Genomic DNA, 19,851 nt, shown 5'->3' with positions numbered 1-19,851 from the left:
TTTTTTTATCCTACGCTTTCTGCGCAGCTTGCTGGAGTTGGCGGGCGTCGAACAGGCGAATCAGCAGAGCAACCAAACCCGACACCGTTGCCAGCATCACCACACCCTGCCATGACGCGACGGAGTAAAGTTTGCTGCCCAGCACAGATCCCAGCGCCATGCCAATGAACACACCGGTAAACAACAGCGCATTCAGACGACCGCGCGCTTGCGGTTCAAGACCGTACACCAGGTTCTGGTGAGCAACCAGACTGGATTGCAGACCCAGGTCGAAGCCTACCGCCGAGAGGGCAATCAGTGCCAGTTGACCATGCGGCGGCAGTACCGGCAGCAGGAACATCAGGGCGAAAGAAATCGTCACCAGACCCGCGCCTAACTGTGTGACTTTTTCGGCGCCCACTTTATCTGCCAGGCCACCTGCCAGCGGTGCCGCTAACGCACCTGCCGCACCGGCGATGCCGAAAGTCCCCGCTACTGCGCTGCCTAACTGATATTTTTCCAGCAGCATCAACGCAAGGGTTGACCAGAACGCGCTAAACCCAATGGATAAAAAGCCCTGGGCGAAAGCGGCGCGGCGCAGTGCCGGATAGCGTTGCCACAGGTGCGCCATTGATTTCATCAGTGCCGGGTAGCTCAGCGTGGAGTGCGTCGCAAAGCGCGGCAGCACCGACCACATCAGCACACCAATCAGCGCAATGCTGACTGCGGCAAGCTGGTACATGATACGCCAGCCGAATGCCGCGCCGACAAAGCCGCTGACGGTACGGGAAAGCAGGATGCCGAGCAGTAAACCGGTCATCACCGTGCCGACCATTTTCCCCTGTTTGCCCGCCGGTGCGAGAATAGCCGCCGCCGGGACAATATCCTGCGCCATCGTTGCGGCCATGCCCAGTAACAGGCTAACGATCAGCAATGAAGGCAGATGGCTGGTCAGGCTACAGGCCAGTAACAGTAGCGCCAGTGCCGCGCTTTTAAACAGGATCAGACGGCGGCGGTCGTGGCGGTCGCCCAACGGCAGCAGGAACAAAATGCCCAGCGCATAACCGGCCTGGGTGAGCGTCGGAACCAGGCCCATACCGTTGACGGTTAAGTGCAGGTCGCTGCCCATTAATGGCAACAGCGGTTGCGAATAGTAGATAGCCGCGACGCTGAATCCGGCGCCGAGCGCGAGGGCAAAAATGACCCAGCCAACAACATCTGACGAAAGAGAATGACGGTTCATAACAGGTTCCCCAGGAACGTTAGGTGTGAATAACGAAGTGAGGCCATTTTTACGCAGCCGGGCATGGCGCGGTAGCCAGCGGAGTGGTAAAACGGTTATACGTGAAACGTATAGGTAAGATAATAATGAAACGGCAAGAGCGTATAGATAGGGTGGATTTGATGCGGACCTACATCCGTATCGTGGAAGCCGGGTCGCTGTCGGCGGCGGCACGCCAGCTCGATACGACTCAGGCGACGGTCAGCCGCCGTCTGCAGTCGCTGGAGTCGCTGCTCGGCGTTAAGTTGCTCTTGCGCACCACCCATGCGATGAAGCTGACGGATGATGGCGAACGCTGCTACCAGCATGCAAAGCGCGTTGCGGATGCCTGGGTGGCGCTGGAAGATGAACTGAGCCAGTCCGACGACGAGCCGGTGGGGATTTTGCGCGTGCGCGCGCCGCATGCTTTTGGTCAGGAACAACTGCTCGGTCCGTTGACCCAGTTTCTTGAACGCCATCCGCAACTCTCCGTTGAATGGATGCTCAATGACAAAAATGTCGATTTTCTCAGTGCCAATATTGATTGCGCCATTCGCGTTGGGGCAGAAGTGGATCCGGCAACCGTGTCGGTACTGCTGGCGGAAGTTCCCCGCAGTATCGTGGCGTCACCCGCGTTACTGGCGCGTTTTCCCGCTGTCGACACACCGCAGCAGCTATCAGCATTGCCGTGGATTGCGCTCAGTACGTTCTACCAGCATGAAATTCATCTTAGCCATCTGCAAAGCGACGATACGGAGCAGGTGGCGATTGCGCCACGGCTTTATACCGATAGCCTGTATGCCGCCCGTAATACCGCTATCGGCGGGCTTGGCGTGACGTTGATTTCCAGTTGGGCGGTGGAAGAGGAGCTGCGCAGTGGCAAACTGATAGCGCTGTTGCCGCAGTGGCAGGCAGCGCCGCTGCCGGTTCACCTGGTTTATCCGTGGGCGCGCTATTATCCCGCGCGATTACGGAAATTTTTACAACTGATGCGTGAAGTGATGCCGGGGCTTGGCGGTATGCGCCATCCGGTGCGACAGGCATAAAAAAGCCGACCCGAGGGTCGGCTTTTTACTGCCAGTGAATTACTCAGCCGCTGGCGGTTTCGTCGCGGGGGCGGTCGCCGCGTGCGTGGCGCTGTGGCCACCCGCAGAACCTTTACCTTCGAAGACGAAGTGCGGGCGTACCCAGTCACTGTGACGCGGCGCGTCCGGCACATAGGCAGGCGCTGGCGCTTTGGTCATTGGCGCGGTAGCCACTTTGCGTGCTACCGGAGCAACGTGCGCTACTACCGGCGCTTTCACCGGCTCGGCAACAACTGGCGCAGCCGTTTCTTCGGCTGTTTCCTCTACCGCATCAGTGGCTGGCGTTTCTGCTGCTGACGCGACTTCCTGCTGTGCTGGTTCGGCTTCTTCAGCTACTTCCTGCGCAACAGTTCGATCTTCTTCAGCAATCAGCTGCGGTTGTTCATCTACCGGCGTGTCAATGACTTCCGGGTGAGCGGTTTCAACTGCAACCGGCTGCGGTGCTTCAATCGCGGCTTGCGGTTCAACCACGACCGGCTCGGCATTTTCAACCGTCGCCTGCGGCTCAACAACGTCCGCTTGCGGATGTGCAACCAGTTGTGCTTCAGCTATAGCCGGAGCGATATCCTGCTCAGGGGCGGCGTTGTTTTCAACGGCCAGTTCCTGAGTCTGCTGCTCTTCCTGCTGGCGTGGAACCGGATAGCGGATCCACACTTTACCGGACGCCATTTCCGGTGACGCACAGGCGACGGTCAACGGCATGGCAGATTGCAGCGGATAACGCTCATCACGGTAGCGACGGCGACGCTGACCACTCACACGCAGGTGGCGCGGAGAACGGCGCGAACGGCGCGGCATCGCGTTTTCGCGTGCTTCAGCATTTTCATCCTGTTCCTGTACCGGTGCGGTTTCAACCACTGCTGGCAGGTCGACTTTCGCCAGCTGCGTGTTTTGCGCTACGGCGTTCTGTACGGGGGCTTCTTCAACGCGGTTTTCTGTGTTGTTGTCACCGCCAATTCGTACTTTCTGGCTGAGTTGACGCTGTTTACGACGCGGCATGACCTGCACGCGCTCTTCCTGTTCAGTTTCCTGAGCAGGTTGTTCATCGCGGTTCAGCTCTTTGACATCCTGCTGCGCCTGGCGTTTATCATCGTTACGACGACGGTTGCGCTCGCGGCGAGGTTGCTGCTGCTCGTCACGCGATTTCGCTTTTTCTGTTTCATCAACAGCGGCCGGCTGGCGAGATTCACGGGCTTCGGCGTTTTGCTGTGATTTCTCACGACGGTTACGACGATTCTCTTCGCGGCCTTCGCGGTTATCACGGCTTTCGCGCGCTTCATTGCCTTCGCTGCGGTTGTCACGGCGGTCATTACGATCGCGACGGTTGCCCTGGCGTGATTTACGGCGATCCTGCTGACGCTCTTGCTTCTCGCCTTTTTTCTCTTCTTTCACTTCAACCGGCGCCGGAGCAGGTTCACCCGCGAACAAGCCTTTCAGTGCAGAGAAGAAACGACCAAGCAGGCCTGGCGCTGCTGCCGGTGTTGCGGTAGGTTGCGCCTGACTCGCGCTTGCGGCCGGTGCTTGTGGTGCTGGCGGAACGTCCGGCATAACGAAAGTAGCCAGTGCTGGTTGTTCAGGTAACTTACGCTCGGCGTACTCTTCTTCAGACGGCAGCGCCATCTCTTCTTCGTGCAGTTTCGGCAGCAGATAGCTCAGCGTTGGCGTCTCTTCGCCTTTACGCACGCGCAGTACGGAGTAGTGCGGGGTTTCCATCTGGTCGTTTGGCACGATCACGCAGCGGACGCCACCCTGACGGGCTTCGATAGCGCTTACCGCGGCGCGTTTTTCGTTCAACAGATATGACGCGACCGGAACCGGCACAATCGCATGCACTTCCTGGGTGTTTTCTTTCAGCGCTTCTTCTTCAATCAGACGCAGAATCGACAGCGACAGGGATTCGTTATCACGAATGGTGCCCGTACCGCTACAACGCGGGCAGACATGATGGCTGGACTCGCCCAACGATGGGCTCAGGCGCTGGCGGGACATCTCCAGCAGGCCGAAGCGGGAAATATGGCTGATCTGAATACGCGCACGATCCTGACGTACCGCTTCTCGCAGACGGTTTTCCACCGCGCGCTGATGGCGCACCGGGGTCATATCAATAAAGTCGATAACGATCAGGCCGCCCAGGTCACGCAGACGCAGCTGGCGAGCGATCTCATCTGCCGCTTCCAGGTTGGTGTTGAAGGCGGTCTCTTCAATATCGCCACCGCGCGTTGCGCGTGCGGAGTTGATATCGATGGCAGTCAGCGCTTCGGTGGAGTCAATAACGATAGAGCCACCGGATGGCAGACGAACTTCACGCTGGAAAGCGGATTCAATCTGCGACTCAATCTGGTAATGGCTGAACAGCGGGATTTCCCCGGTGTAAAGTTTAATTTTGCTGCTGAAATCCGGACGACCCAGCGCAGCGATGTGCTGGCGCGCCAGCTCAAGCACTTTCGGGTTATCGATAAGGATTTCGCCGATATCCTGACGCAGATAGTCACGGAAGGCGCGCACAATCACGTTGCTTTCCTGATGGATCAGGAACGGCGCCGGGCGGCTTTCGGCGGCTTTCTGGATAGCTTCCCAGTGTTTCAGACGGAAGCTCAAATCCCACTGCAGCGCTTCGGCGGATTTGCCCACGCCTGCGGTGCGTACGATAAGCCCCATACCATCCGGTAATTCCAGGCTGGAGAGCGCTTCTTTCAGTTCGGTGCGATCGTCGCCTTCAATACGACGAGAAATGCCGCCCGCACGCGGGTTGTTCGGCATCAGCACCAGGTAGCTGCCCGCAAGGCTGATAAAGGTGGTCAGTGCCGCGCCTTTGTTGCCGCGCTCTTCTTTATCAATCTGAACGATGACTTCCTGACCTTCACGCAGTACGTCTTTGATGTTCGGACGTCCATGCGCGTTGTAATTAGCGGGGAAGTATTCGCGGGCGATCTCTTTGAGGGGGAGGAAACCGTGACGCTCGGCACCGTAATCAACGAATGCGGCTTCAAGGCTGGGTTCAATGCGGGTGATTTTACCTTTGTAGATGTTCGCTTTTTTCTGCTCGTGTCCCGGGCTTTCGATATCCAGGTCGTACAGGCGTTGACCATCAACAAGTGCGACACGCAACTCTTCTTGCTGAGTTGCGTTGATTAACATTCTTTTCATCGTAACTTACTCATTATTCTTACATTGACGACTAAGCTGCGGGCAAGATAACGCCTTTCCGGGGGAGAACCGATGGCCTCGAGACTATTCGCGTCGCCAACCTCACGGTTGTCGCTCGCTAAAGAGGCGCAGTGTGTCGGTTGCCTGTGTTTCCTGTGGAAAACACAGCGCAATTATCAGGGGAACAGCCTGGGAAAAACTCTCCAGAGAAGATTCCATCTACCGGTAAGGACTGCAACCCGCAGCCCGCTAACTGCCTGAAAGCTCAATACGTCTTACGCCATTGCTGCGTGTATGATCGGACAGGCAAAACTGGTCATTCCGCTCATTTACTTGTTTTAACAAGATTCAACACGGAAAACCGCAACATTATTCCTTGCGAACCCTGTTATAGCAAGCTGACTTTTACCATTTATCACCCGGTTACTCACAGTTTTTTCACCTTTGCCCGGAGATTGGTTTAATAACCGCCGAATCAACTGTGTAAAACGAAGTTGCCGGGTCAATTGTAAATATAAGCATAGAAAAATGAGTGGCGCTATTCAGCGTGGCTATTTAGAATCGCCTCCCATGAAAATTGAGACACCATCCGTAAAATTTGTTGCTATTACTGCTGATGAAGCGGGGCAACGTATCGATAATTTTTTACGTACCCAGCTCAAAGGGGTACCTAAAAGCATGATTTACCGCATCCTGCGTAAGGGTGAAGTGCGGGTGAATAAAAAACGTGTAAAACCGGAATATAAGCTGGAAGCGGGGGATGAAATCCGCATTCCGCCGGTACGCGTGGCAGAAAAAGAAGAAGAGGCAGTTTCTCCGCATTTGCAAAAAGTTGCCCAGCTAACCGACGTCATCCTCTATGAAGACGATCATATTCTGGTGCTGAATAAACCCTCGGGGACTGCAGTACACGGCGGTAGCGGGTTGAGCTTTGGCGTGATTGAAGGTTTGCGCGCGTTGCGCCCGGAAGCCCGTTTTCTTGAACTGGTTCACCGTTTAGATCGTGACACCTCCGGTGTTTTGCTGGTGGCAAAAAAACGTTCCGCACTGCGTTCCCTGCATGAGCAGTTGCGCGGTAAAGATATGCAGAAGGATTATCTGGCGCTGGTCCGCGGCCAGTGGCAGTCGCATGTCAAAGTGGTGCAGGCACCCTTGCTGAAAAATATTCTGCAAAGCGGCGAGCGGATAGTGCGGGTAAACAGCGAAGGCAAGCCTTCAGAAACGCGCTTTAAAGTTGAAGAACGCTACGAATTTGCGACGCTGGTGCGTTGTAGCCCGGTGACCGGACGTACGCATCAGATTCGTGTACATACTCAGCATGCCGGCCACCCGATTGCTTTTGACGATCGCTATGGCGACCGCGAATTTGATAAGCAACTGGCGCAGACAGGGCTGTCACGACTGTTTCTGCACGCTGCGGCACTCAAGTTTACGCATCCCCATACGGGCGAAACCTTGCGTATAGAGGCGCCGCTTGATGAGGCACTCAAACATTGTCTGCAGGTGTTACGCAACGCTAAGTAATTGTTTTCCCCTCGCGTCTGCGAGGGGAAAACATGGTTTGCTTACGGCTTCAGCCATTTGTCCAGCCACGGAAGCACTTCATTTTGCTGTTCCTGATAAAAGACGTGTCCCAGCTCAGGCCAGCTTTTCGTCACCAGTTTGTCGTCCGCCTGCTGCGAAGACCACACCCGATGCACTTTGTTGAAAGCGTCTTTTACCGCCTCTGCCGGGAAAAGCTTGTCTTTGCCACCGCTGAAAATCAGCATTGGCTTCGGCGCGGCGATGCTGGCGATATCCGGAATATCCATATGGGCGGGCATCCCTGGATGCAGCATGTAGAAAGCGGATTGACCGCGTAGCACGTTATTACCGGGTTGCATCAGACCGTTATAAGTTCCAAACCACGAAATAACCGCGGTAGCAGCGACTTTTTCGCTTAGCGCCGCCAGTTGCCAGGCGCGAAAACCACCCATTGAGAAACCCAACACGCCAACGCGTTTACTGTCCACTCCGGGATGCGCGGCGATAAAATCGACCGTGCGCATATCTTCATAGGCCACTTCGCCTGCCAGCGAGCGTCCCAGATTGAAGTAGTTGCTGGCCAGCGCTTGTTGCTGTTCATAAATCATCGGGCCGCGATCGCCCCATCCGGGACTGTCGATAGCGATAACGGCGTAACTCCGGCTTGCCAGTTCATCACCAATAAATTTTCCGCTGAAGAATTTGTCAGCCCACGCTTGCGCACTGGCGAGTTGCTCTGCGTTGCCCCACGGGCGGATCAGCTTCTCTTTGCCGATATCAAACTTCGAGCCATGATCGTGCAACAGAACGATAGCAGGGTGCGGCCCAGGTGTTTTCGGCATCAGTAACAGCGCGGAAATGCGATTATCGTCTGTAATATTCAGCGATAACTTTTCAGCGGTATAACTGCCACGATCTTCTTTGGCTATCGAGTGAGGGGAAAAGGGCTTAGTGGCATCCGGGGTGAGCAGGGCGCGGCGAAACAGCTGGCGGCTATGGGATTGCCACTGGCGAAAATCGTTGTAGTTGCCCGATAACCACGAATCGGGATAGTGCATCTGCGCTTTTAGCGTTTGCCAGCTTGCCGGAAGATTACCTTCAACAATCCCCTCTGTTTGCCACTCATCTTGGGCATACACATTGCCAGACGCCAACAGGGCAAACATCAGCGGCAACGTACGTAAAATCTTCATCACCTCTCCTTAAATTAAAACGATGTTTTAATAATGGTGATGAATGTAGCGTTTGCCTAAAAAAGAAACTGTGATCGCGAAAGCATTAGCTTAACAATGGGTTACAATGTTCACGCCGCAGCATCTGACACAATGCTATCAGCGGCAACCCTATTAATGTATTGGGGTCGCGTCCTTCAAGACGTTCAAACAGCGCAATACCCAGTCCTTCGCTTTTGAAGCTACCGGCACAGTTCAATGGGCGCTCTTTGCGGACATAGTCGTCGATTTCCTGTTCACTTAAACGGCGAAAATGGACGTCGAAAGGCTCACATTCCGTTTGTAAATGACCGGTTGCGGAATTAAACAGCGCCAGACCCGTATAAAAAGTCACAATATTGCCGCTGGCTTTCAGTAATTGCTGGCGGGCATTCTCTTCTGTGTGCGGTTTCCCGGTAATTTCGCCATCAAGCACGCACACTTGATCGGAGCCAATAATCAAATGTTGAGGGTATTTTTGCGCCAGTGATTGCGCCTTTTCCTGCGCCAGTCTTAGCACCAAATGGCGAGGCGCTTCGCCTGCGTGCGGGGTTTCGTCTGTCTGCGGCGCGGCGCATTCGAAGGGTAAGCCGAGCTTGTCGAGCAGGGCGCGGCGGTAGGGCGAAGTGGAAGCGAGGATAATTTGCGACATATTTTTTTCACCAAATATGGCTTAACAATGACAGGCATTTTAAACTGTAGGCCGCAATGTGTGCGAATTATTGGCAAAAGGCAACCGCAGGCTGCCTTTTTCTTTGACTATATGACGTTACAAAGTTAATATGCGCGCCCTATGCAAAAGGTAAAATTACCCCTGACTCTTGATCCGGTTCGCACGGCTCAAAAACGCCTTGATTACGAGGGTATCTATACTCCCGAACAGGCGGAGCGTGTCGCTGAATCTGTAGTCAGCGTAGACAGTGATGTGGAATGCTCCATGTCGTTCGCTATCGATAACCAACGTCTCGCCGTTTTAACCGGTGATGCGAAAGTCACGGTATCGCTCGAGTGCCAGCGTTGCGGGAAACCGTTCACCCATCAGGTCTACACCACGTATTGTTTTAGTCCTGTGCGTTCAGACGAACAGGCTGAAGCACTGCCGGAAGCGTATGAGCCGATTGAGGTTAACGAATTCGGTGAAATCGATCTGCTGGCGCTGGTCGAGGATGAAATCATTCTCTCCCTGCCGGTAGTTCCGGTGCATGATTCTGAACACTGTGAAGTGTCCGAGGCGGACATGGTCTTTGGGGAACTGCCTGATGAAGCGCAGAAACCAAACCCATTTGCCGTATTAGCCAGCTTAAAGCGTAAGTAATTAAGGAGTAAGGTCCATGGCCGTACAACAGAATAAACCAACCCGTTCCAAACGTGGCATGCGTCGTTCCCATGACGCGCTGACCGCAGTCACCAGCCTGTCTGTAGACAAAACTTCTGGTGAAACCCACCTGCGTCACCACGTTACCGCCGACGGTTTCTACCGTGGTCGCAAGGTTATCACTAAGTAATCACGCGCAAGCGTGATGAAGCTTAGTGAGGATTTCCCCGCATAAGCGGGGATAAACCGAACCAGGCTGCGACGATACCTTGACACGTCTAACCCTGGCGTTAGATGTCATGGGGGGAGATTTTGGCCCATCCGTGACAGTGCCTGCAGCTTTGCAGGCACTGAACTCTAATTCTCAACTCAACCTTCTTTTAGTCGGCGATCCCGACGCTATCACGCCATTACTTGCCAAAGCTGATTTCGAGCAACGCTCGCGCTTGCTTATTGTTCCTGCCCAGTCAGTTATTGCCAGTGATGCGCGCGCCGCGCAGGCGATTCGTAGTAGTCGTGGTACCTCTATGCGCATGGCGCTGGAGTTGGTTAAAGAAGGGCGTGCACAGGCCTGTGTGAGCGCGGGAAATACCGGCGCGCTGATGGGGCTGGCGAAAATGCTGCTCAAACCGCTTGAGGGAATTGAGCGTCCGGCGCTGGTGACCGTGTTGCCTCATCAACAGAAAGGCAAGACCGTTGTGCTGGATCTTGGGGCGAACGTCGATTGTGACAGCACGATGCTGGCGCAATTTGCCGTGATGGGCGCGGTGATGGCCGAAGAGATCCTCGGCATTGCCAACCCACGTGTGGCGCTACTGAATATTGGTGAAGAAGAGACCAAAGGCCACGAGAGTATCCGTGATGCTGCGGCATTATTACGCTCCATGTCCTCAATGAACTACATTGGTTATCTTGAAGCGAACGAATTATTGACCGGCAAAACGGATGTGCTGGTGTGTGACGGTTTTACCGGCAATGTCACATTAAAAACAATGGAAGGTGTTGTCAGAATGTTTCTTTCGCTGCTGAAATCGCAGGGTGAAGGGAAAAAAAGGTCGTGGTGGCTGATTTTATTAAAGCGTTGGTTACAAAAAAGCCTGACAAGGCGATTCAGTCACCTCAACCCCGACCAGTATAATGGCGCCTGTCTGTTAGGATTGCGCGGCACTGTGATTAAGAGTCATGGTGCGGCGAATCAGCGCGCATTTTGCGTGGCAATTGAGCAGGCAGTGCAGGCGGTGCAGCGGCAGGTTCCACAACGGATCGCCGCTCGCCTGGAATCTGTGTATGCACACTCGTCTTCGTCTGCAACGCATGGCGAAAACCAGAGCGTGTGTATATTACCCAAGAGTGACTGAGCGTACATGTATACGAAGATTATTGGTACCGGCAGTTATCTGCCTGAGCAGGTTCGGACAAACGCCGATTTAGAAAAAATGGTGGAAACCTCTGACGAATGGATTGTTAGCCGTACAGGGATCCGTGAGCGCCGCATCGCCGCTGCAAACGAAACGGTTTCGACCATGGGCTATGAAGCCGCTAAGCGTGCGCTTGAGATGGCAGGCATCGATAACGATCAGATTGGCCTGATTATTGTTGCTACCACCTCTGCAACGCATGCCTTTCCGAGCGCGGCTTGCCAAATCCAGAATATGCTGGAAATCAAAGGCTGCCCGGCGTTTGACGTTGCTGCCGCCTGTGCGGGCTTCACTTATGCGCTGAGCATCGCCGATCAGTATGTTAAATCCGGTGCGGTGAAACATGCGTTGGTCATTGGTTCTGATGCGCTCGCGCGTACATTAGATCCGGACGACCGCGGTACGATTATTCTGTTTGGCGATGGCGCCGGCGCTGTTGTTCTGGGTGCTTCCGAAGAGCCAGGCATCATCTCCACACATATGCACGCAGACGGGAGTTACGGTGAGCTGCTGACGCTGCCTAATCTTGATCGTGTGCATCCGGAAAACCCGACTTATCTGACGATGGCGGGTAACGAAGTATTCAAAGTTGCGGTGACAGAACTGGCGCGTATTGTTGATGAAACATTGACGGCCAATAATCTTGAGCGCAGCGAGCTGGACTGGCTGGTGCCACATCAGGCTAACTTGCGCATTATCAGCGCGACAGCGAAGAAGCTCGGCATGTCGATGGATAGCGTCGTCGTTACGCTCGATCGCCATGGCAACACCTCCGCAGCTTCCGTTCCCAGCGCGCTTGATGAAGCGGTACGCGACGGACGCATTAAACCGGGGCAACTTGTCCTGCTGGAAGCGTTTGGTGGCGGATTCACCTGGGGCTCGGCGCTGGTTCGTTTCTGAGTATAAGGATAAAAAAATGACGCAATTTGCTTTTGTGTTCCCGGGACAAGGCTCCCAAACCGTCGGTATGTTAGCTGATATGGCTGCGGCTTATCCGGTGATTGAAGAGACATTCGCAGAGGCATCAGCTGTTCTGGGTTACGATCTCTGGTCTCTGGTGCAACAAGGCCCGGCGGAAGAACTGAACAAAACCTGGCAGACACAACCGGCGCTGCTGGCCGCTTCTGTCGCGTTGTGGCGCGTATGGCAGCAGCAGGGGGGTAAAACGCCTGCGCTGATGGCGGGGCATAGCCTGGGTGAATACTCCGCATTAGTATGTGCGGGTGTTATCGCGTTTGCTGATGCGGTTCGTTTGGTTGAACTGCGTGGAAAATTCATGCAGGAAGCCGTGCCGGCGGGTACTGGCGCGATGTCCGCCATTATTGGTCTGGATGATGCATCTATTGCCAAAGCATGTGAAGAATCTGCACAAGGGCAAGTTGTCTCTCCAGTGAACTATAATTCGCCAGGCCAGGTGGTTATTGCTGGTCATAAAGAAGCCGTTGAGCGCGCCGGTGCTGCTTGTAAAGCTGCAGGTGCCAAACGTGCGTTGCCGTTGCCGGTGAGCGTGCCGTCGCACTGTGCGCTGATGAAGCCTGCCGCAGAAAAACTGGCCGCTGAATTAAATAACATTACTTTTAACGCGCCGCAGATCCCGGTTGTAAATAACGTGGATGTGAACTGCGAAACGACGCCAGAAGCGATTCGCGATGCGCTGGTTCGCCAGCTGTACAGCCCCGTGCAATGGACGAAGAGCGTAGAGTTTATGGCGTCGCAGGGCATTGAACATCTGTATGAAGTTGGTCCGGGTAAAGTCCTCACCGGCCTGACTAAACGTATTGTTGACACCCTGACCGCATCTGCGCTCAATGAGCCGGCTGCCGTGTCAGAGGCACTTGCGCAATAAAAGAGGAAAACCATGAGTTTTGAAGGAAAAATCGCACTGGTTACCGGTGCAAGCCGCGGTATTGGTCGCGCTATCGCTGAAACCCTCGTTGCCCGTGGCGCGAAGGTTATCGGTACGGCGACCAGCGAGAGCGGCGCGCAGGCGATCAGCGACTATTTAGGTGCGAATGGCAAAGGTCTGCTGCTGAATGTGACTGATGCGGCATCCATCGAATCTGTTCTGGAAAACATTCGCGCAGAATTTGGCGAGGTTGATATTCTGGTAAATAATGCCGGGATCACCCGTGATAACCTGCTGATGCGCATGAAAGAGGATGAATGGAACGATATTCTCGACACCAATCTTTCATCCGTTTTCCGTCTGTCAAAAGCGGTAATGCGCGCTATGATGAAAAAGCGTCATGGGCGTATTATCACTATCGGTTCTGTGGTTGGTACCATGGGAAATGCTGGTCAGGCCAACTACGCTGCGGCGAAAGCGGGTCTTATCGGTTTCAGTAAATCGTTGGCGCGTGAAGTTGCGTCCCGCGGTATTACTGTAAACGTTGTTGCTCCGGGTTTTATTGAAACGGACATGACGCGTGCGCTGTCTGATGATCAGCGTGCGGGTATTCTGGCGCAGGTTCCTGCGGGCCGCCTTGGCGGTGCTCAGGAAATCGCCAGTGCGGTTGCATTTTTAGCCTCTGACGAGGCAGGTTACATCACTGGTGAAACCCTGCACGTCAATGGCGGAATGTATATGGTTTAACCACGATGAAAATTATTTGCGTTATTAGGGCGAAAAGCCTCAAAATAGCGTAAAATCGTGGTAAGAACTGCCGGGATTTAGTTGCAAATTTTTCAACATTTTATACACTACGAAAACCATCGCGAAAGCGAGTTTTGATAGGAAATTTAAGAGTATGAGCACTATCGAAGAACGCGTTAAGAAAATTATCGGCGAGCAGCTGGGCGTTAAGCAGGAAGAAGTTACCAACAATGCTTCCTTCGTTGAAGACCTGGGCGCTGATTCTCTTGACACCGTTGAGCTGGTAATGGCTCTGGAAGAAGAGTTTGATACTGAGATTCCGGACGAAGAAGCTGAGAAGATCACCACCGTTCAGGCTGCCATTGATTACATCAACGGTCACCAGGCGTAAGTGAACATCTCCAGGCGGTCACTCGACCGCCTGAGTTTTATCTGAAGTTATCCCACGAATCTCTTTTTTATCCCTCCCTGGAGGACAAACGTGTCTAAGCGTCGTGTAGTTGTGACCGGACTTGGCATGTTGTCTCCTGTCGGCAATACCGTAGAGTCTACCTGGAAAGCTCTCCTTGCCGGTCAGAGTGGCATCAGCCTGATCGACCATTTCGATACTAGCGCCTATGCAACCAAATTTGCTGGCTTAGTAAAGGATTTTAACTGTGAAGACATCATCTCGCGCAAAGAACAGCGCAAGATGGACGACTTCATTCAATATGGAATTGTGGCTGGCGTTCAGGCCATGCAGGATTCCGGCCTTGAAGTCACAGAAGAGAACGCATCCCGTATTGGCGCAGCGATTGGTTCTGGTATCGGCGGCCTCGGCCTGATCGAAGAAAACCACAGCTCCCTCGTCAAGGGGGGGCCGCGTAAAATCAGCCCGTTCTTCGTACCTTCAACGATCGTCAACATGGTGGCAGGTCATCTGACTATCATGTTCGGTCTGCAAGGCCCGAGTATTTCCATCGCGACAGCGTGTACCTCTGGTGTGCATAACATCGGCCATGCGGCGCGTATCATCGCTTACGGCGACGCCGACGCAATGCTGGCAGGCGGCGCGGAAAAAGCCAGTACGCCGTTAGGCGTGGGTGGTTTTGGCGCAGCGCGCGCGTTGTCTACCCGCAACGACAATCCGCAGGCGGCAAGCCGTCCGTGGGACAAAGAGCGTGACGGCTTTGTTCTCGGCGATGGCGCGGGCATCATCATGCTGGAAGAGTATGAGCATGCGAAAAAGCGCGGCGCGAAAATTTATGCTGAAATCGTCGGCTTTGGTATGAGCAGCGATGCTTACCATATGACGTCTCCGCCGGAAAACGGTGCGGGTGCCGCGAAGGCGATGGTTAATGCCCTGCGAGATGCCGGCATCACCCCAGTCCAGATTGGCTATGTTAATGCGCACGGTACATCGACGCCAGCGGGCGATATGGCTGAAGCGCAGGCTGTGAAATCGGTATTTGGCGACGCGGCTCGCACAGTAATGGTCAGTTCGACCAAATCGATGACCGGCCATCTGTTGGGGGCGGCAGGCGCAGTAGAATCTATCTACTCGATCCTCGCCCTGCGCGATCAGGCTGTTCCGCCGACCATCAACCTGGATAACCCGGATGAAGGTTGCGATCTGGATTTTGTGCCACATGTTGCACGCCAGGTGAGCGGTATGGAGTACACGCTGTGTAACTCCTTCGGTTTTGGTGGCACCAACGGCTCGTTGATCTTCAAGAAAGTCTGATCATTTAGCTGTGTACTAAAGGCCCGCTTGTCGGGCCTTTTCTATTCGGGTTTATCCCCTTGTCCTGCGCTTTTCATCCTGCCAAACTGTCCGGCCAGACGCATAAGGAGCCACCTATGTTCTTGATTAATGGTAAAGAGCAGCAATGGCTTGCCGCCAATGATCGGGCGACGCAATTTGGCGATGGCTGTTTTACCACCGCGCGCGTCCTTGAAGGGCAAATTCAGTTTCTCGACGCGCATCTCCAGCGCCTGCGTCTGGCCTGTAAACGGCTCCAGATCCCTTATCTCGACTGGGACGTACTGGCGCGGGAAATGACCCACCTCGCGAGAGAAAAAGAAGAGGGTGTGGTGAAAGTTATTCTCAGCCGCGGTACTGGCGGGCGCGGCTATAGCGCTGCGGGTTGTGAAGCGCCGACGCGGATAGTGTCGGTATCAGCAAGCCCTGCGCATTACGCGCGTTGGCGGCAGGAAGGGGTAACACTGGCATTGAGTGATATTTGCCTCGGACGCAACCCGATGCTCGCCGGGATCAAACACCTTAACCGCCTGGAGCAGGTATTGATTCGTGCCGGGCTTGAGCGGACCTCAGCCGATGAAGCGCTGGTGCTGGATAGCGAAGGCTGGCTGATTGAATGTTGTGCCGCCAATATCTTCTGGCGGCAGGGTGCGAAGGTCTTCACGCCGCGTGTTGATCAGGCCGGTGTTAATGGCATTATGCGTCAATATTGTTTGCGCCAGCTGAAAACTTCCGCTTTTGAGGTTGTCGAAGTCAATGCGCGGCACGATGTGCTGATGCTGGCTGACGAAGTCATTATTTGTAACGCGTTGATGCCAGTTGTTCCCGTCCGCCAGTGGGCGGAACAGCGCTGGTCAGCGCGCGATTTGTACCATTTTTTAGCCCCCTTGTGTGAGCGCATAAATCCGTCATGAAGAAAATGTTACGTGTAGTTCTCCTCCTGTTGGCTTTGCTGGTTATTGCGGCGGGAGCCGGTGTCTGGAAGGTTCGCCAGTTAGCGGACAGCCAGATCCTGATTAAAAATGAAACCATTTTCACGCTGCCCGCCGGAACTGGTCGGGTGGCGTTGGGTGAATTGTTGTATCGCGAAAAGGTAATTAATCGCCCGCGCGTGTTCCAGTGGCTGCTGCGACTGGAGCCTGATCTATCACATTTCAAAGCCGGCACCTATCGTTTTACACCGAAGATGACCGTGCGCGAGATGCTGCAGTTACTGGAGAGCGGGAAAGAAGCACAGTTTCCGCTGCGTCTGGTTGAAGGTATGCGCCTGAGTGATTACCTCAAGCAACTGCGCGACGCGCCATATATTAAGCACACACTGAAAGATGATGATTACGCTACGGTGGCCGAGGCGCTGAAGCTGGAACACCCGCAATGGGTAGAAGGTTGGTTCTGGCCCGATACCTGGATGTACACCGCCAATACGACGGACATTGCGCTGCTCAAGCGTGCGCATCAGAAAATGTCGCGTGCGGTGGAGCAAGCCTGGGAAGGGCGCATGGAGGGGCTACCGTATAAAGATCAGAACCAACTGGTCACCATGGCGTCGATTATCGAAAAAGAGACGGCTGTCGCCAGCGAACGCGATCAGGTGGCCTCCGTCTTTATTAACCGCTTGCGCGTCGGGATGCGGCTGCAGACCGATCCGACGGTTATCTACGGGATGGGCGCGCGTTATAATGGTAAGCTGTCGCGCGCCGATCTGGAAACGCCGAGCGACTATAACACCTATGTGATTAGCGGCTTGCCGCCGGGCCCTATTGCTACACCCGGTGAGGCCTCGCTGAAAGCGGCGGCGCATCCGGCGAAAACGCCGTATCTCTATTTTGTCGCGGATGGAAAAGGCGGACATACATTTAATACCAATCTCGCCAGCCATAACCGGGCAGTGCAGGACTACCTGAAAGTACTTAAGGAAAAAAATGGGCAGTAAATACATCGTTATCGAAGGGCTTGAAGGCGCAGGGAAAACCACGGCGCGCGATGTCATCGTTGAGACGCTGAAAGAGCTTGGCGTCGGTGAAATGGTGTTTACGCGGGAACCGGGCGGTACGCTGCTGGCGGAAAAATTGCGCAGCCTGGTGCTGGATATCCGTTCTGTTGGTGATGAAGTCATTACCGATAAGGCCGAAGTTCTGATGTTTTACGCAGCCCGTGTGCAACTGGTAGAAACCGTCATTAAACCTGCACTGGCGCGTGGTTGCTGGGTGATCGGCGATCGTCATGATCTCTCAACGCAGGCATACCAGGGCGGCGGACGCGGTATTGATCAAACCATGCTGGCTACACTGCGTGATGCCGTACTGGGAGATTTTCGCCCGGATTTGACGCTCTATCTGGATGTCACGCCGGAAGTCGGTCTGAAACGTGCGCGTGCGCGTGGTGAATTGGATCGTATCGAACAAGAGTCGCTGGATTTCTTCAATCGTACCCGCGCACGCTATCTCGAACTGGCGGCGCAGGATGAGCGTATTCGCACTATTGATGCGACACAACCGCTGGACAACGTGATTGCCGACATCCGCCAGACAGTGACAGCCTGGGTGCAGGAGCAGGGCGCATGAAATGGTATCCGTGGCTGCGTCCCGATTTTGAGCAACTGATTGCCAGTTATCAGAGCGGTCGTGGACACCACGCGTTGCTGATCCACGCCCTGCCGGGGATGGGCGAAGATGCCCTGATTTATGCCATCAGCCGTTTCTTGCTATGCCAGACACCTGAAGGCCATAAAAGCTGCGGTCACTGCCGCGGTTGTCAGCTTATGCAGGCTGGAACGCACCCCGATTACTATGCACTGGCACCGGAAAAAGGAAAATCGGCGCTTGGCATTGACGCGGTGCGTGAAGTGAGTGAAAAGCTTTACGAACATGCGCGGCTGGGTGGCGCGAAAGTGGTGTGGATCCAGGATGCCGCGTTGCTGACCGACGCTGCCGCCAACGCGTTGCTGAAGACGCTGGAAGAACCGCCCGCGCATACCTGGTTCTTCCTCGGCTGCCGGGAGCCGGCGCGATTATTAGCGACCTTGCGCAGTCGCTGCCGCTTGCACCACCTTGCGCCTCCCGCTGAAAACTACGCCTGCAGCTGGCTTGCACGGGAAGTTACCGCCTCGCATGAGTCGATTCTGACCGCACTACGTTTGTGCGCCGGTTCGCCTGGTGCGGCAGAAGCGCTGCTTCAGGACGATGCCTGGGCGCAACGGCAGACGCTTTGCCAGGCAACAGACGCGGCGCTGAATAGCGGTGACTGGCTGGCGATGCTTGCGACGCTCAACCACGACAAAGTGGCTGAACGTCTGCAGTGGTTCTCTGCGTTGCTTCTTGATGCATTAAAAATGCAGCAAGGCGCGACATTGCTCAGCAATGTTGATGCCTTAGCGCTGGTAGAAAAGCTGGCGCGCCAGGTGCAAGCGCCAACGCTGCATGCGTTGCTGCATGCTATTTTTACCTGTCGTGAACAGTTGCTTAGTGTGGTCGGGGTTAACCGCGAGTTGCTGCTGACTGATTTATTGTTAACGCTGGAACGTTACCAGCAAACAGGCGTAACGCTTCCTGTCTCCCATCTGTAAGAGAACATTATGTTTTTAGTCGATTCGCACTGCCACCTTGATGGCCTGGATTACCACTCTTTGCACAAAGACGTTGATGACGTGCTGGCGAAAGCTGCCGCGCGCGATGTGAAGTTTTGTCTGGCGGTTGCCACGACATTACCGGGTTATCGCGCAATGCGTGAGCTGGTGGGGGAGCGCCCGAATGTGGTCTTTTCCTGCGGTGTGCATCCCTTGAACCAGGATGAAGAGTACGACGTCGAAATGCTGCGCCAGCTGGCGGCGGAAGAGGGCGTTGTGGCAATGGGCGAAACCGGACTGGACTATTTTTATACGCCGGAAACGAAGCCACGCCAGCAGGAATCCTTCCGTAACCATATCCGTATTGGCCGCGAACTGAATAAGCCAGTGATAGTCCATACGCGCGATGCGCGAGAAGACACGCTTGCGATTTTGCAGGAAGAGCGCGTGACGGATTGCGGCGGTGTGTTGCACTGCTTTACTGAAGATCGCGAAACGGCGGGTAAGCTGCTGGATATGGGGTTTTACATCTCGTTCTCTGGTATCGTCACTTTCCGCAACGCTGAGCAGTTGCGTGATGCCGCTCGTTACATTCCGCTCGATCGATTACTGGTCGAAACCGATTCGCCTTATCTCGCCCCGGTGCCGCATCGCGGCAAAGAGAACCAGCCAGCGATGACGCGCGATGTGGCGGAATATATGGCGGTGCTGAAAGGCGTTTCTGTCGAAGAGCTTGCGCAACAGACGACACAGAACTTTTCCCGTTTGTTCCATGTTGATCCATCCCGCCTGCAATCTGCCTGATCTGTCAGCTTATTTTAGTACTCGTAATTAATAAACGATCGGAGTAAAGTTCACCGCCATAAAAAAGGCGGTGGCGGTCGTTTTTCATACGGAAGCCGACACCTTTTGTAAATCAGTGTGAGTTTCGTGACCGGCGCTAGCTGAAACGTGATAGCCGTCAAACAAACTTTTACTGATTTATTTTACTCTGTGTAATAAATAAAGGGCG

General features: G+C 54.5%; 19 protein-coding genes. 15 read left to right on the top strand and 4 right to left on the bottom strand.

From position 1 onward, the window contains the following. Nucleotides 1–10: 10 nt before the first annotated feature. Nucleotides 11–1,222, bottom strand: a complete 1,212-nt coding sequence (locus BN2591_RS05690; RefSeq protein WP_086869737.1) for an MFS transporter — start codon at nt 1,220–1,222, stop codon at nt 11–13. A 161-nt stretch (nt 1,223–1,383) separates the two neighbouring features. Between BN2591_RS05690 and BN2591_RS05685 the strand changes: the two genes are divergently transcribed. Further along, nucleotides 1,384–2,286, top strand: a complete 903-nt coding sequence (locus BN2591_RS05685) for a LysR family transcriptional regulator (protein WP_425268943.1) — start codon at nt 1,384–1,386, stop codon at nt 2,284–2,286. Between the two features lie 39 nt (nt 2,287–2,325). Here BN2591_RS05685 and rne read toward each other — a convergent pair whose 3' ends face one another. After that, complete coding sequence (gene rne, locus BN2591_RS05680) at nt 2,326–5,472, bottom strand: ribonuclease E (RefSeq protein WP_086869734.1); 3,147 nt, start codon at nt 5,470–5,472, stop codon at nt 2,326–2,328. A 570-nt stretch (nt 5,473–6,042) separates the two neighbouring features. Here rne and rluC point away from each other — a divergent pair. Continuing rightward, complete coding sequence (rluC, locus tag BN2591_RS05670) at nt 6,043–6,996, top strand: 23S rRNA pseudouridine(955/2504/2580) synthase RluC (RefSeq protein WP_086869968.1); 954 nt, start codon at nt 6,043–6,045, stop codon at nt 6,994–6,996. Between the two features lie 41 nt (nt 6,997–7,037). Here rluC and BN2591_RS05665 read toward each other — a convergent pair whose 3' ends face one another. Beyond that, nucleotides 7,038–8,189 carry a dienelactone hydrolase family protein gene (locus BN2591_RS05665; RefSeq protein WP_086869732.1) on the bottom strand — a complete coding sequence of 384 codons (1,152 nt, stop codon included), beginning with the start codon at nt 8,187–8,189 and terminating at the stop codon, nt 7,038–7,040. An 85-nt stretch (nt 8,190–8,274) separates the two neighbouring features. Beyond that, nucleotides 8,275–8,859 (bottom strand): Maf family protein, encoded by a 585-nt coding sequence (locus tag BN2591_RS05660; protein WP_086869730.1) that lies wholly within the window; start codon nt 8,857–8,859, stop codon nt 8,275–8,277. Between the two features lie 141 nt (nt 8,860–9,000). On the opposite strand from BN2591_RS05660, the gene yceD reads away from it, so the two are divergent. From yceD to BN2591_RS05595, 13 genes are all read left to right on the top strand, one after another. Next, nucleotides 9,001–9,522 carry a 23S rRNA accumulation protein YceD gene (gene yceD / locus BN2591_RS05655; RefSeq protein WP_007374493.1) on the top strand — a complete coding sequence of 174 codons (522 nt, stop codon included), beginning with the start codon at nt 9,001–9,003 and terminating at the stop codon, nt 9,520–9,522. A gap of 16 nt (nt 9,523–9,538) precedes the next feature. Continuing rightward, complete coding sequence (gene rpmF / locus BN2591_RS05650; protein ID WP_020457446.1) at nt 9,539–9,712, top strand: 50S ribosomal protein L32; 174 nt, start codon at nt 9,539–9,541, stop codon at nt 9,710–9,712. A gap of 79 nt (nt 9,713–9,791) precedes the next feature. After that, entirely contained in the window at nt 9,792–10,880 is a 1,089-nt protein-coding gene (plsX, locus tag BN2591_RS05645) for a phosphate acyltransferase PlsX (protein ID WP_086869728.1), read from the top strand. A gap of 6 nt (nt 10,881–10,886) precedes the next feature. Further along, nucleotides 10,887–11,840 carry a beta-ketoacyl-ACP synthase III gene (locus BN2591_RS05640; protein WP_086869726.1) on the top strand — a complete coding sequence of 318 codons (954 nt, stop codon included), beginning with the start codon at nt 10,887–10,889 and terminating at the stop codon, nt 11,838–11,840. Between the two features lie 16 nt (nt 11,841–11,856). Then, on the top strand, nt 11,857–12,786 hold the full coding sequence (gene fabD / locus BN2591_RS05635; protein WP_086869725.1) for an ACP S-malonyltransferase: 930 nt from the start codon (nt 11,857–11,859) through the stop codon (nt 12,784–12,786). A 12-nt stretch (nt 12,787–12,798) separates the two neighbouring features. Continuing rightward, nucleotides 12,799–13,533 (top strand): 3-oxoacyl-ACP reductase FabG, encoded by a 735-nt coding sequence (gene fabG / locus BN2591_RS05630; protein ID WP_017456423.1) that lies wholly within the window; start codon nt 12,799–12,801, stop codon nt 13,531–13,533. Nucleotides 13,534–13,687: 154 nt separating this feature from the next. Next, entirely contained in the window at nt 13,688–13,924 is a 237-nt protein-coding gene (gene acpP / locus BN2591_RS05625) for an acyl carrier protein (protein WP_000103754.1), read from the top strand. Between the two features lie 90 nt (nt 13,925–14,014). Beyond that, nucleotides 14,015–15,256 (top strand): beta-ketoacyl-ACP synthase II, encoded by a 1,242-nt coding sequence (gene fabF / locus BN2591_RS05620; RefSeq protein WP_086869723.1) that lies wholly within the window; start codon nt 14,015–14,017, stop codon nt 15,254–15,256. Nucleotides 15,257–15,372: 116 nt separating this feature from the next. Next, nucleotides 15,373–16,188 carry an aminodeoxychorismate lyase gene (gene pabC, locus BN2591_RS05615; protein WP_086869721.1) on the top strand — a complete coding sequence of 272 codons (816 nt, stop codon included), beginning with the start codon at nt 15,373–15,375 and terminating at the stop codon, nt 16,186–16,188. After that, nucleotides 16,185–17,207 (top strand): cell division protein YceG, encoded by a 1,023-nt coding sequence (gene yceG, locus BN2591_RS05610; RefSeq protein ID WP_086869719.1) that lies wholly within the window; start codon nt 16,185–16,187, stop codon nt 17,205–17,207. Before pabC ends, yceG begins: the two co-directional genes overlap by 4 nt. Beyond that, nucleotides 17,197–17,838 carry a dTMP kinase gene (gene tmk / locus BN2591_RS05605; protein WP_086869717.1) on the top strand — a complete coding sequence of 214 codons (642 nt, stop codon included), beginning with the start codon at nt 17,197–17,199 and terminating at the stop codon, nt 17,836–17,838. The genes yceG and tmk overlap by 11 nt, the downstream gene beginning before the upstream one ends. Continuing rightward, nucleotides 17,835–18,839 carry a DNA polymerase III subunit delta' gene (gene holB / locus BN2591_RS05600; protein ID WP_086869715.1) on the top strand — a complete coding sequence of 335 codons (1,005 nt, stop codon included), beginning with the start codon at nt 17,835–17,837 and terminating at the stop codon, nt 18,837–18,839. The genes tmk and holB overlap by 4 nt, the downstream gene beginning before the upstream one ends. Before the next feature lie 9 nt (nt 18,840–18,848). Next, a complete protein-coding gene (locus BN2591_RS05595) occupies nt 18,849–19,643 on the top strand; it encodes a metal-dependent hydrolase (RefSeq protein ID WP_086869714.1) in 795 nt (264 codons plus the stop codon). Nucleotides 19,644–19,851 lie beyond the last annotated feature (208 nt).

Source organism: Kosakonia pseudosacchari, assembly GCF_900184035.1.
GTDB classification, from domain to species: domain Bacteria; phylum Pseudomonadota; class Gammaproteobacteria; order Enterobacterales; family Enterobacteriaceae; genus Kosakonia; species Kosakonia pseudosacchari.
Note: the sequence above shows the minus strand (reverse complement) of the source record. Positions and strands in the feature narration are given on the sequence as shown.

Bases quoted from the DNA above. Each gene is read 5' to 3' on its own strand.
- rpmF (WP_020457446.1), top strand. From the start codon at position 9,539: ATGGCCGTACAACAGAATAAACCAACCCGTTCCAAACGTGGCATGCGT.
- yceD (WP_007374493.1), top strand. From the start codon at position 9,001: ATGCAAAAGGTAAAATTACCCCTGACTCTTGATCCGGTTCGCACGGCT.
- rne (WP_086869734.1), bottom strand. From the start codon at position 5,472: ATGAAAAGAATGTTAATCAACGCAACTCAGCAAGAAGAGTTGCGTGTC.
- holB (WP_086869715.1), top strand. From the start codon at position 17,835: ATGAAATGGTATCCGTGGCTGCGTCCCGATTTTGAGCAACTGATTGCC.
- BN2591_RS05595 (WP_086869714.1), top strand. From the start codon at position 18,849: ATGTTTTTAGTCGATTCGCACTGCCACCTTGATGGCCTGGATTACCAC.
- BN2591_RS05690 (WP_086869737.1), bottom strand. From the start codon at position 1,222: ATGAACCGTCATTCTCTTTCGTCAGATGTTGTTGGCTGGGTCATTTTT.
- fabD (WP_086869725.1), top strand. From the start codon at position 11,857: ATGACGCAATTTGCTTTTGTGTTCCCGGGACAAGGCTCCCAAACCGTC.
- BN2591_RS05660 (WP_086869730.1), bottom strand. From the start codon at position 8,859: ATGTCGCAAATTATCCTCGCTTCCACTTCGCCCTACCGCCGCGCCCTG.
- yceG (WP_086869719.1), top strand. From the start codon at position 16,185: ATGAAGAAAATGTTACGTGTAGTTCTCCTCCTGTTGGCTTTGCTGGTT.
- fabG (WP_017456423.1), top strand. From the start codon at position 12,799: ATGAGTTTTGAAGGAAAAATCGCACTGGTTACCGGTGCAAGCCGCGGT.
- tmk (WP_086869717.1), top strand. From the start codon at position 17,197: ATGGGCAGTAAATACATCGTTATCGAAGGGCTTGAAGGCGCAGGGAAA.
- acpP (WP_000103754.1), top strand. From the start codon at position 13,688: ATGAGCACTATCGAAGAACGCGTTAAGAAAATTATCGGCGAGCAGCTG.
- rluC (WP_086869968.1), top strand. From the start codon at position 6,043: ATGAAAATTGAGACACCATCCGTAAAATTTGTTGCTATTACTGCTGAT.
- BN2591_RS05640 (WP_086869726.1), top strand. From the start codon at position 10,887: ATGTATACGAAGATTATTGGTACCGGCAGTTATCTGCCTGAGCAGGTT.
- BN2591_RS05685 (WP_425268943.1), top strand. From the start codon at position 1,384: ATGCGGACCTACATCCGTATCGTGGAAGCCGGGTCGCTGTCGGCGGCG.
- pabC (WP_086869721.1), top strand. From the start codon at position 15,373: ATGTTCTTGATTAATGGTAAAGAGCAGCAATGGCTTGCCGCCAATGAT.
- BN2591_RS05665 (WP_086869732.1), bottom strand. From the start codon at position 8,189: ATGAAGATTTTACGTACGTTGCCGCTGATGTTTGCCCTGTTGGCGTCT.